At 70.8% G+C, this 12,121-nt stretch carries 8 protein-coding genes; 4 read left to right on the top strand and 4 right to left on the bottom strand.

Annotated elements, in window-relative coordinates; all coding sequences use genetic code 11:
• Window positions 1-194: adenosylcobinamide-GDP ribazoletransferase (locus A7A76_RS08785; RefSeq protein ID WP_206410849.1), on the top strand; the 194-nt coding region annotated here is incomplete at its 5' end.
• A gap of 96 nt (window positions 195-290) precedes the next feature.
• Window positions 291-1,430 carry an AraC family transcriptional regulator gene (locus A7A76_RS08790; protein WP_206410850.1) on the top strand — a complete coding sequence of 380 codons (1,140 nt, stop codon included), beginning with the start codon at window positions 291-293 and terminating at the stop codon, window positions 1,428-1,430.
• Window positions 1,431-2,171: 741 nt separating this feature from the next.
• Here the strand turns inward: A7A76_RS08790 and A7A76_RS08795 are convergent.
• The 4 genes from A7A76_RS08795 to A7A76_RS08810 all read right to left on the bottom strand — a co-directional run bounded on the left by A7A76_RS08795 (window position 2,172) and on the right by A7A76_RS08810 (window position 8,241).
• Entirely contained in the window at window positions 2,172-2,837 is a 666-nt protein-coding gene (locus A7A76_RS08795) for a YceH family protein (protein ID WP_206410851.1), read from the bottom strand.
• A 108-nt stretch (window positions 2,838-2,945) separates the two neighbouring features.
• Window positions 2,946-4,637, bottom strand: a complete 1,692-nt coding sequence (ybaL, locus tag A7A76_RS08800) for a YbaL family putative K(+) efflux transporter (RefSeq protein ID WP_206410852.1) — start codon at window positions 4,635-4,637, stop codon at window positions 2,946-2,948.
• Window positions 4,638-5,286: 649 nt separating this feature from the next.
• Window positions 5,287-5,607, bottom strand: coding sequence for a hypothetical protein (locus A7A76_RS08805; protein ID WP_206410853.1), 321 nt, complete (start codon window positions 5,605-5,607; stop codon window positions 5,287-5,289).
• Between the two features lie 198 nt (window positions 5,608-5,805).
• Window positions 5,806-8,241, bottom strand: coding sequence for a TonB-dependent receptor plug domain-containing protein (locus A7A76_RS08810; protein ID WP_206410854.1), 2,436 nt, complete (start codon window positions 8,239-8,241; stop codon window positions 5,806-5,808).
• A 205-nt stretch (window positions 8,242-8,446) separates the two neighbouring features.
• On the opposite strand from A7A76_RS08810, the gene A7A76_RS08815 reads away from it, so the two are divergent.
• Window positions 8,447-10,312, top strand: coding sequence for an ABC-F family ATP-binding cassette domain-containing protein (locus A7A76_RS08815; protein ID WP_206410855.1), 1,866 nt, complete (start codon window positions 8,447-8,449; stop codon window positions 10,310-10,312).
• A gap of 580 nt (window positions 10,313-10,892) precedes the next feature.
• Window positions 10,893-12,121, top strand: a 1,229-nt coding sequence (locus A7A76_RS08820; protein ID WP_206410856.1) for a cation:proton antiporter, incomplete at its 3' end; no start/stop codon positions are given.

Below are 12,121 nucleotides of genomic sequence, written 5' to 3' on the forward strand. Positions count from 1 at the left end.
TGGCGGCGAGCGCGGCGGCCTGTGCGCTGGCCGGCTGGCGCGGCGCCTTGGCGCTGGCGGCGGCCGCACTGGTGTTCGCGCTGTGGCGCCGGGCCTGCCTGCGCCGGTTGCAGGGCATGACCGGCGACACCTGCGGCGCGCTGGCCGAGTTGACCGAAGCGGCGGTGCTGGCGGCGCTGGCGCTGTCGTACTGAGCCCGCGACCGCCGGCGAAAGCGCAAGATGGGAACCGCCGCCCGCGGCCGCGGCTGCGATGCTGGCCTTCACCCAACGCCTGCGAGGAACTGGACCATGCCTCCCGTCAAGCCCGTGCCGGCGCTGTCCGCCGGCGTAGCGCCCGGTCTCCAGAGCGCTGCGGCGCAAGCGGCCGTTGTCGCAGCGCCTGCCGGCGAAACGCCTGTCGATGAGGCGCTTGCCGATGAAGCGCCTGCCGATGAAGCGCACGCGGCCGATGCGTCGAGCGCGCAACGATCCACGGTCGGCGCGCCCACCGCGGCGCCCGCGCCCGACGCCGGTCGCACCCACGCCGCGCCCGCGCGCGGCGCGCTCAAGCCCGGCACCCGCGACGCCCACCTGCGCCGGATCCAGCGCGCGGTGGCGCTGATCGAACAGGCCATCGTTGCCGGCGATGAGCCGCCGGAGCTGAGCCGGCTGGCCGAGGCGGCGGCGTTCTCGCCGTTCCATTTCCACCGCGTCTACCGCGCCATGACCGGCGAAACCACCGGCCAGACCGTGGCCCGGCTGCGCCTGCTGCAAGGCCTGCGCCTGCTGTCCAACGGCGAGCGCAGCGTCACCGACGCCGCGCTCGCGGTCGGCTACCAGACCCCGCAGGCGTTCACCCGCGCGCTGCGCCAGGGCATCGGCGGCACCCCGAGCGAACTGCGCGCCGAGCCGGAGCGGCTGTGGCGCGAAATCGACCGCCTCGCCCAGCCGCCGGCGCCGCAGGACGGCGAGGCCGCGCCGCTGCGGGTGGAAGTGGTCAGCGTCGAGCCGTTCCAGGTCGCGGCCTTGCGCGTCACCGGCGCCTACCCCGAACAGAACCAGGGCTACGGCCGCCTGTTCGGCTGGGCCGCGCAACACGGCCTGCTCGATTCGCTGCGCGGCCTGTACGGCGTGCCGCTCGACGACCGCCGCGACGTGCCGCCACAGGCCTGCGCCTTCGATTGCATGCTGGCGCTGGGCGCGCCGTTCGCCGCCGATGCCGGCGAAGGCATCCGCATGCAGGTACTGGGCGGCGGACGCTACGCCCGCGTCCGCCTGGTCGGCGCATTCGACGGCCTGGAAGCGCTGACCGACGCCCTGCTGGCGCACTGGCTGCCCGACAGCGGCGAAACCCTGCGTGCCGCGCCGCTGTTCCACGAATACCTCGACGACCCCGACGAAACCCCGGAAGCGCTGCTGCGCACCGACATCTACCTGCCGCTGGCCTGAGCCGCAGCATCCCCAGCGCCACGCGCCCGCGCGCAGAACGCCCCGCACCGCCACGGCCGCCCCCTTGTAGGAGCGGCGCAAGCCGCGGACCGCGCCAATGCGAACCCCGGCGCGACCGTTCGAAGGCGGTGGAAGCCGCCCGCGCGAACCGGGCGGCGATGGCGTCTGCGGTGTCGCAGTCGCGGCTCGCGCCGCTCCTACAGGTAGCTCACCCGACATTCGCATCGCTGCGGTTGCCCCCTGTAGGAGCGGCGCAAGCCGCGACCGCGCCAATGCGAATGCCGGCGCGACGGGGCGAAGGCGGTGGAAGCCGCCCGCGCGACCCGGGCGGCGATGGCGTATGCGGTGTCGCGGTCGCGGCTCGCGCCGCTCCTACAGGTAGCTCACCCGACATTCGCATCGCTGCGGCCGCCCCCTGTAGGAGCGGCGCAAGCCGCGACCGCGCCAATACGAATGCCGGCGCGACGGGTCGAAGGCGGTGGAAGCCGCCCGCGCGAACCGGGCGGCGAGGGCGTCTGCGGTGTCGCAGTCGCGGCTCGCGCCGCTCCTACAGGTAGCTCATCCGACATTCGCATCGCTGCGGTTGCCCCTTGTAGGAGCGGCGCAAGCCGCGACCGCGCCAATGCGAACGCCGGCGCGACTGATCGAAGGTGGTGGAAGCCGCTCGCGCGAACTGAGCGGCGAGGGCGTCTGCGGTGTCGCAGTCGCGGCTCGCGCCGCTCCTACAGGAAAGCCGGCCGATCAGGCGCCGGCGGCTTCCAGGCGCGCTTCAAGTTCGGCCACTTTCGCTTCCAGCGCGGCGATGCGTTCGCTGATCGCCGATTGCGCCGCCGGGCTGGCCAGCGCGGGGTCGGCGCCGGAGGAGGCGGCGGTCCACTCGGGCTCGCCGCACAGCAGGTGCCCGTAACGGTCTTCGCGTTGGCCGGACTGCCGCCCCAGCAGCTTCACCAGCGGCGGTTGGTGCTGGGCCAGGCGCTCCAGCGCGTATTGCACGTCGCCGGCCGATTCGAACTTGGCCATGCGCTCGCTGCGGGTCAGCAGTTCGTTGACGGTCTGCGGGCCGCGCAGCATCAGCAGGGCCAGCAGCACGGTCTGCGGGCGGGTCGCGTCGAGCGCGGTGCCGGCGCGGTGGCCGTAGCGTTCGGCGCGCGCGGAATGGTGCGACTTGACCCAGCCGCGCGGCTCCAGCTGGCGCAGCGCGTGAGCCACCTCGCCTTGCTCCAGGTTGGTCACCGGGTCGCGCGAGGTCTTCTGGTTGCAGGCCACCACGATCGCGTTGAGGGTCAGCGGGTACACGTCCGGCGTGGTCGCTTCCTTCTCGATCAGCACCGCGACCACGCGCGCCTCGGTCGGGGTCAGTCGCGGCTCGGCGGAGGCTTCGGTGGCGGAGGGGTCGGTATCGCTCATGGCTGCGGTTCGCCGGCTACGGTGGTGGAAGGGGCGCCGGAGCGCGCTCCGGCAACCGCCGCCGCGGACCCGGTGGGCCGCGGCGGCGAACGCATCAGGCTAACGCCCTTACGCCAGCGCCGTCGACGGCGGCAGGTGGCGCGCGCCGCGGTACACCGGCGCGGCCAGGACCATCTCGGCCAGGCTGTGGGCCAATTCGCGCTCGGCCATCACCGCGCCGTCGGCGCCGTGCTCGATCAAGTGCTTGACCTCGTTGTCGCTGTGCGCGCGCGCGACGATGCTCAGGCCCGGGTTGATCTCGCGCAGCCGGGCGATGATCTCGCCGGCCTCCAGCGCCTGCGGAATCGCCAGCATCGCCGTGGTCGCGCGCTCGGGCACCGCTTCGCGCAGCACCCGCTCGTTGACCGCGTTGCCCAGGATCGCCGGCAGGCCCGCCGCGCGCGCCTTGGCGATCAGGCTTTCCTCGCCGTCGATGACCACCATCGGCACCTTCTGCTCGCCGAGCAGGCGCGCCAGCTCGCTGCCGACCCGGCCGTAGCCGATCAGGATCACGTGGTTGTCGATGTCGGCCGGCACCGGCGGGGCGACCGGATCGGTCTTGGCTTCCTGCAGCGCCGCGGCTTCGCGCGCGTTCTTGCGGTCGAGCCAGGCGAACAGCAGCGGGTTGACCACGATCGACAGCAGCGCGCCGGCCAGGATAAGGTCGTGGCCTTCCTTCGGCAGGATCTCCAGGTCCATGCCGAGCCCGGCGAGGATGAAGGAGAACTCGCCGATCTGCGCCAGGCTGGCGGAGATCATCAGCGCGGTCGAGTTCGGCTTGCCGAACGCGCGCACCAGGGCATAGGCCGCGACCGACTTGCCGATCACGATGATCGCGAACACCGCCAGCACTTCCAGCGGTTCCTTGAGCAGGATCTGCGGGTCGAACAGCATGCCCACCGAAACGAAGAACAGCACCGCGAACGCTTCGCGCAGCGGCAGGGTCTCGTTGGCGGCCTGATGGCTGAACTCGGATTCGTTGAGCATCATGCCGGCGAAGAACGCGCCCAGCGCGAACGACACGCCGAACAGTTCGGCCGAGCCGAACGCCACGCCCAGCGCGATCGCCAGCACGCACAGGGTGAACAACTCGCGCGAGCCGGTGCCGGCCACGCGTTCGAGGATCCACGGGATCACCCGGCGGCCGACGATCAGCATGAAGGCGATGAACGCGCCGACCTTGGCCAGGGTGACGAACAACTGGCTCCAGATCGCGCTGGCGTCGCCGGCTTCGCCCTTGAGCAGGCCGGCCAGCGCCGGCAGCAGCACCAGGGCCAGCACCATCGCCAGATCCTCGACGATCAGCCAGCCGACCGCGATGCGTCCTTTCGATGTTTCCACCAGCCGCCGTTCTTCCAGCGCGCGCAACAGCACCACGGTACTGGCCACCGACAGCGCCAGGCCGAACACCAGGCCGGCGCCGTGCGACCAGCCCAGATAATACGCCATGCCCCAGCCCAGGGCCGTGGCGACCGCGATCTGCAATATCGCGCCCGGCAGCGCGATGGCTTTGACTTCGAGCAGGTCGCCGAGCGAGAAATGCAGGCCGACGCCGAACATCAGCAGGATGACGCCGATTTCCGCGAGCTGCGGCGCGAGCGTCTGGTCGCCGACGAAGCCGGGCGTGAAGGGTCCGGCGATGACGCCGGCGATGAGGTAGCCCACCAGCGGCGACAGCCGCAGGCGTTGAGCGATCATTCCGAAGATGAAGGCCAGGACGAAGCCGGCTACCAGGATCGCGATCAGGGACGTGTGGTGCATCGGCTCTCCTGTGGTCTGGTCCTTGGAAGAATGTGTGCTGAACGATTCAGATGCAAGTCTTTCTCGTTCGATTCATGCTCGCAAACGATTGTTTCTGCGAGATTTTTCCTCGTGGGCCCGGCGCCGCGGCGCGCGCCGGACGGACCCGCCCGCGCCCGCGCGGCAAGGCCTGCGGTAGCGGTGGCACAGCGGGTTTTATGCCTGCGCGCCGGTCGCTCCGGCGTGATGCGCGAGGATGAACCGGGATTCATCCCCGCGCCGTCGCGACGGCGGCGGCGGGCGGATTTGCGCGAAATGCGCGAGGGGGAGGGCCGGAAGGCGGAGGCGGGCAGGACCTGCGTCCGCGCGTTGGCCGGGGGCTCAGACCGCGAGGGTGGCGGGTGGTTCCCGGTGTGGGCGGTGTTGACGCCGGCGTTTGCGCTGGCGCGGTCGCGGCTCGCGCCGCTCCTACAGGGGCTTCGGCCGGTTCCGTTTCTCCCTGTAGGAGCGGCGCGAGCCGCGACCGCGCCAATACAACAACGACGCACCTGCGTGCGGCCGAGTTCCTGCGCTCACGATCGAAGCCGCTCACGCGCTACAAAAAAGCCCCGCACTGAGCGGGGCTTTCCGATCGCCACCCGACGCAACGGGCGGTCGATGTCTCGATGCGTTACTGCGCGCTGCGCCGCGCGTTGCCGTCGTCGGCTTCGACGGCCGCGTCCGCTGCCGATGCCGCCGCCGGCCCTGCGCCGGTAGCCGCCGGCAGCGACAGCCGCACGGCCAGGGGATTGGTGCAGAAGGTCTCTTCGCACAACTGCCGCGATTCCTCGCAGGCCTGGGCCTTTTCCGTGGTATCGGCGGTTCTCATGCAGCGCACGTAGAGCCAACCGCAATCGTTGCAGGCCGCGTAGGCGCTGGAGACCGGCAGCAGCGCGGTCGCCGCGGTGATCGAGGCGAGCAATACGGGGGTCAGCAAGGCGGACTTGGACATGACGTTCCTTCCCATGATTGCGCCGAGTCGTTCGGCCTGGGGAGGCTAGCACCGACGCCGACGCAGAACGTGGCGCGACGCACAATGCGCGCAACCGGCGCGCGGAAGGCACGAACGTGCGCAAACCGGCCGCCTGCACCGGTTCCCGCACGCTCGTTCCACAAAGCCGGGGGCGGCCTTGCGCCGCCCCCGCGCGCATCACCACTTGTACCCGACCTTGGCGTAGGCGAACGCGCCGTTGAATCCGAACGGCGCGTAGCTGGTGTACGGCAGCTGCCCGCTCTCGCTGTTGGCGTAGATCGATTCGTCCGGGTACTCGTTGAGCACGTTGTCGCCGCCGACGGTGAACTCCCAGCCGTTCACCGCGTAGGTAGCCGCGAGGTCGAGCGTCCACTTCGCCGCGAAGGTCTGGTCGCGGATGCCGCTGGGATCGTCGTTGAAGGTGTGGAATTCGCCGTAGCGGGTGGCGGTGGCGTCGAAGCGCCAGCCGCCGCGGTTCCAGCTGCCGCCGAGGAAGAACTTGTCGCGCGGCGCGCCCTGGGTGATGCGGCCTTGTTCGACCCGGCCGATGCGCTGCAGGTTGAGGCCGCCGGCGGTCAGCTCCGGCGGGTTCGGCGCGATGCGTTCCAGCGTGGTCTTGTTGCGGTTGTAGCCGGCGGTGAGGTCGAGCGCGCCGCCGGCCAGTTCGAACTTGTAGCTGCCGACGATGTCGAGGCCGCGGGTGCGGGTGTCGACGGCGTTGGTGAAGTAGCGGCCGCCGTTGATGCCCGGATAGCCGCGCGCTTCCAGGAAGCTCGCCACCGCGGGGCCGCGCAGGTTTTCCGAGAGGATGATGCGGTCGTCGATGTCGACCTGGTAGGCGTCGACGGTGATGTACAGGCCTTCGACCGGCTGCAGCACCAGGCCCAGGCCGAGGTTGGTGGATTCCTCGGCCTTCAGCGGTTCGGCGCCGAGCGCGATCGCGGCCGGGTCGTCGACGGCGAAGGTGCGCACCTGGAACGGGTTGGGGTCGCCGAGCACGATCACCGTCTGGGTCGATTGATAGAACTGCTGCTGCAGCGACGGCGCGCGGAAGCCGGTCGAGACCGTGCCGCGCAGCGCCACCTTGTCGGTGAAGGCGTAGCGCGCCGACAGCTTGCCCGAGGTGGTTTCGCCGAAGTCGCTGTAGCTTTCGTAGCGCGCCGCCGCGCCGAGCGAGAGCTTGTCGGTGACGTCGGTTTCCAGGTCCGCGTAGAACGAATAGCTGTGGCGGTCGCGGCGGCTGGCGTCGGACGGGGTGAAGCCCGGGAACACCTGCGCGCCCGGCGCGCCGGGTTCGGGGCCGGCGATGTAGGAGGCCGGCTCGCCCGCGCCCTGATTGAATTTTTCGCCGCGCCATTCCGCGCCGAAGGCGACGGTCAGCGGGTACTTCAGCCAGCCCACGTCGAAGGCCTTGTCGAAATCGGCGTTGAGCACGTTCTGGGTGGTTTCCAGGGTGCCGATGTAGAAGCTGCGCGGCGAGGCGACGCCGAGGGTGCGGTTGAGGCTGTGGCGCACGTCGAAGTCGAGCTGGTTCTGGCCGTAGTTGTAGCTCAGGTCGAGGTTCCAGCCGCCGGCGGTCTGCCCGCGCAAACCGAGCACGAACGCGCGGTCCTTGCTGACGTTGTCGATCTGCGGCAGGAAGCCGTCGGGATAGATCGACAGGATGTTGTTGGGATTGCCCGGCGCGCGGTAATAGCCGTTGGAGATCGCGCGGCGGCGGCTGGCGGTGCCGAAGGAATAGAACTCCACGCCCTCGGCGGCCTGGTAGTGCGCGTTGTAGGCGAACGCGGCCTGGTCGATTTCCGGATCGCCGTAGCGGTGCACCACCCGGCCCTTGGGGTTGCTGGTCGGCGTGACCGGGCCGAGGTAAGGCCGGGCGCGGTTGGTGTTGTCGCTGTGGCCGCCCTGCGCGGCCAGATGCACGCTGCCGTTGTCGCCGAGCTTGAAGCCGGCGTCGCCGGAGAGCTGGTACTGCTCGCCGTCGCCGGCGCTGTACTGGCCGTAGCGCGCGGCGATCGAACCGCCTTCGCCGGCGCCCTTGAGCACGATGTTGATCACGCCGGCGATGGCGTCGGAGCCGTACTGCGCGGAGGCGCCGTCGCGCAGCACTTCGACCCGCTCGATCGCCGCGATCGGGATCGCGTTGAGGTCGACCGGCGACGAGCCGCGGCCGATGCTGTCGTTAAGGTTGATCAGCGCGGTGGTGTGGCGGCGCTTGCCGTTGACCAGGACCAGCACCTGGTCGGGGGCGAGGCCGCGCAGCTGGGCCGGGCGCACCGCGTCGGTGGCGTCGGTGATCGCCGGGCGCGGGAAGTTCAGCGAGGGCAGGGCGCGGGCCAGGGCGGTGGCCAGTTCGACCGTGCCGGTCGCCTCCAGGGTCTGCGGGGCGATGATGTCGATCGGCGCGGTGGATTCGGCCACGGTGCGGTCGCTGACGCGGGTGCCGGTGACGATCAGGGTGTCGAGGTTGGTCGCGGCGCGCTCGGTCTCGGCCGGGGACGCGGCGGCCGCATCGGCCGCGGCGGCGGGTGAGGCGGCCAGGGCCGCGGGAACGAACGAGGCGGCGAGGGCAAGCGATACGGCGCGGCTGAGCAAGGACGGGCGGCGGTGCATGGAGACTCCGGGCATAGCGATCGGGGAACGTCGGGCCGAGCGCGACCGCGCGGCCGGCCCGGGAGGGCGCTTTGCCGCGGAAGGCGAGCTCGTTGACGCGTGGGGGCGGTCTGAGGCCGGTGTCCGGATTATTCGTCGCCGGCCCGGCGCGCGGCCGAACCGATGCTCATGAGCAAACAACGATCAGTCATGCGACCATATCCGGATGATTTCCTTCCGTGATTTCGCCCTCCGGCGCGGCGAACGCCTGCTCCTGTCCAATGTCGACCTGGCCCTGCACGCGGGCTGGCGGGTCGGCGTCATCGGCCGCAACGGCACCGGCAAGTCCTCGCTGTTCGCGGCGATCCAGGGCGAGGTCGAGGCCGACCGCGGCGACATCGAGGTGCCCAACAAGGTGCGCATCGCCAGCGTCGCCCAGGAAACCCCGGCGCTGTCGGACCCGGCGCTGGACTTCGTCCTTTCCGGCGACACCGAGGTCTACAAGGTCGTCGTGGCCGAGCGCGAAGCGGTCGAGCGCGAGGACTGGGAAGCGGTCGCCGAGGCCCACCATCGCCTGGAAGAGCTCGGCGGCTACGACGCCACCGCGCGCGCCGGCAAGCTGCTGCACGGCCTGGGCTTTTCCGCCGACACCCACGAGCGCGCGGTCAAGGAGTTCTCCGGCGGCTGGCGCGTGCGCCTGAACCTGGCGCGGGCGCTGATGATGCCCTCCGACCTGCTGCTGCTCGACGAACCGACCAACCACCTCGACCTCGACGCGGTGCTGTGGCTGGAGCAATGGCTGCTGAAATACCCGGGCACGCTGCTGATGATCTCGCACGACCGCGAGTTCCTCGACGGCGTCAGCACCCACACCCTGCATCTGAACGAAGGCAAGGCCAAGCTCTACGTCGGCGACTACACCGCGTTCGAGCGCCAGCGCGCCGAGCACCTGCGCCAGCAGCAGATCGCGCACGAAAAGGAGCAGGCCGAGCGCGCCCACCTGCAGAGCTTCATCGACCGGTTCAAGGCCAAGGCCAGCAAGGCCAGGCAGGCGCAGAGCCGGATGAAGCGGCTGGCCAAGCTGGCCGGCACCGAGGCGGTGCGCGCCGAGCGTTCGCTGCGCATCGATTTCCCCGAGCCGCTCAAGCTGCCGCACGCGCTGCTGCGCCTGGTCGAAGCCGATTGCGGCTACGGCTCGCACAAGGTGCTCGGTGGCGCCAGCTTCATTTTGGAGGCCGGCGACCGTGTGGCCCTGCTGGGTCCCAACGGCGCGGGCAAGTCCACCCTGGTGAAGACCTTGGTCGGCGAAATCCCGCTGCTGTCCGGCGAACGCAGCGGCCACCCGGACCTGCGCATCGGCTACTTCGCCCAGCACACGGTCGAGTCCTTGCAGGAAGGGCGCAGCCCGATCGACCACCTCGGCGACATCGCCGCGGGCGTGGCGACCCAGCAGTTGCGCGACTTCCTCGGCAAGTGGAATTTCCCCGGCGACCGCGCGTTCGAATCGGTCGACGGCTTCTCCGGCGGCGAGCGCGCGCGCCTGGCGCTGGCGCTGATCGCCTGGCGCAAGCCCAACGTGCTGCTGCTCGACGAACCGACCAACCACCTCGACCTGGACATGCGCGAAGCGCTGGCCGAGGCGCTCAGCGACTTCGACGGCGCGATCGTGCTGGTCTCGCACGACCGCCACCTGATCGGCCTGGTCTGCGACACCTTCGTGCGCGTGGCCGACGGCGTCGCCCAGCACTTCGACGGCGACCTCGACGCCTACGCGGTGTGGCTGCGCACGCGCGAGGACAGCGGCGAGGGCAAGAAGGCCAAGGCGACCGCGGCGGCCGTCGCCGCGCCGCCCGCGCCCGCGACGACGGGCAAGTCCGGCAAGAAGATCAACCCGGTCAAGCTGGCCGAGGCCGAAAAGCGCGTGGCCGAGCTGGAGTCGAAGCTGCACACCCTCGACATGGACCTGGCCGACCCGACCCGGTACGCCGGCGGCGGCGACAACGCGGCCGAGCTGGCGCGCCAGCGCGAGGCCGTCGCGGCCGAGCTGGAGAAGGCCGAGGCGGCGTGGATGGCGATGTACGACGGGGCTTGAGGCGGCGGTACGGCGGTTGCGATTCGAGGCCGGGTTTCGAACCGGCCGTGATCGCGCCGCCGATGCGCCGCGGGTGCGGCCGGTCCGATAAGCCCCGACCCGCACGCCGGTCAACCCACACGCCTTCATGCCCCCGTACGTCCTGATAACCCGTGCGCCTTCATAGCCGGTACGCCCTCATAACCCCTACGCCCTCATAGCCGGTACGCCCTCATAACCCGTGCGCCCTGAGCCCGCACACCCTCATAACCCGTCATTCCGGCGAAAGCCGGAATCCATTTTGATTTTGCTTCCGGCATTCGCGAACGCACTCCGCTTCGCGCGAAGACTCACGCAACGGCAAAGTCAAAATGGATTCCGGCTTTCGCCGGAATGACGGAGGTGCGGCATTCGTAGCGCCCGCCGTCGTGGCGCCGGCCGTGCCAGCGCCGCCCGTGCCAGTGGCGCCCGTGTCAGTGGCGCCCGCCGTGCCCGTCGCGCCGACGAACAGGCGCAACGCCCGCATCGCTCCACCCCGGCTTGTCGCCCCGTGCACACCCGACCTCCTATCGTCCGCCCTGTTTTCGCACCAGGGGGCCGCATGAGCCGCGAACTGATCTATCTGCTGCTGATCTTCGGCCTGCTGGTCGTCCCGCGCGCGCTGCAGCGCTACAAGATCCCGGCGCCGCTGACCTGCCTGCTGTTCGGCATCGTCGCGATGCTGGCCTGGGGCGACCAGTCCCACGACAGCGTGGTGGCGATGCTGGCCACGCTCGGCATTTCCTCGCTGTTCCTGTTCGCCGGGCTCGAGGTCGAGCTCAGCGCGCTGCGCAAGGGGCTGTGGCCGCTGGTCGCGCACCTGTCGATCCGCACCGCGACCTTGCTCGGCGTGGGCTGGCTGGCCTGGCGCTACGCCGGCATGGGCTGGCAGGCCGCGGGCCTGCTGGCGCTGGCGCTGCTGACGCCGTCGACCGGTTTCATCCTCGACTCGCTGGCGCGGCTGGGCCTGGACGAGGAGGAGCGGTTCTGGGTCACCAGCAAGGCCATCGCCGGCGAACTGCTGGCGCTGGTGGCGCTGTTCGTGGTGCTGCAGGCCAGCGATCCGGTGCACATGGCGCTGTCGTCGATGGCGCTGATCGCGATGCTGGTCGGCCTGCCGCTGGCGTTCGTCGCGCTCGGCCGCTGGGTCGCGCCGCATGCGCCGGGCTCGGAGTTTTCGCTGCTGGTGATGGTCGGGCTGATCGCCGCGTTCGCCACCGCCAAGCTCGGCGTGTATTACCTGGTCGGCGCGTTCGTCGCCGGCCTGGTCGCGCGGCTGCTGCGCGAGCGCATGCCGCGCCTGGCCTCGGACGAGAACCTGCACGCGGTGCGCTTGTTCGCCTCGTTCTTCGTCCCGTTCTATTTCTTCAACGCCGGCACCAAGGTGCCCAGCGGCGCGCTGAGCTTCCAGGCGCTGGGGCTGGGCCTGCTGCTGACCGCGCTGGTGCTGCCGCTGCGGGTCGGCGTGGTCTGGCTGCAGCGGCGCGCGCTGTTCGGCGAGAAGCACGGCGCCAGCCTGCGGGTGTCGGTGGCGCTGGCGCCGACGCTGATCTTCACCCTGGTGCTGGCAGCGATCCTGCGCGACCGCTTCGCCCTGCCGGACGCCTGGTTCGGCGCGCTGCTGCTGTACGCGACCCTGACCACGATCCTGCCGTCGCTGGTGTTCCGCGCGCCGTTCGACGTCGATCCGGCCGAGGACCACGGCCCGCGCCATCCCGACGATGCCGGCGACCTGCGCCGGCGCGAGGCCGCGGCCGGCGTCGCCGCGGCCGAGCCGGAGCCGACCGCGGT

The organism is Lysobacter enzymogenes, assembly GCF_017168095.1.
Classification (GTDB): Bacteria; Pseudomonadota; Gammaproteobacteria; order Xanthomonadales; family Xanthomonadaceae; genus Lysobacter; species Lysobacter enzymogenes_D.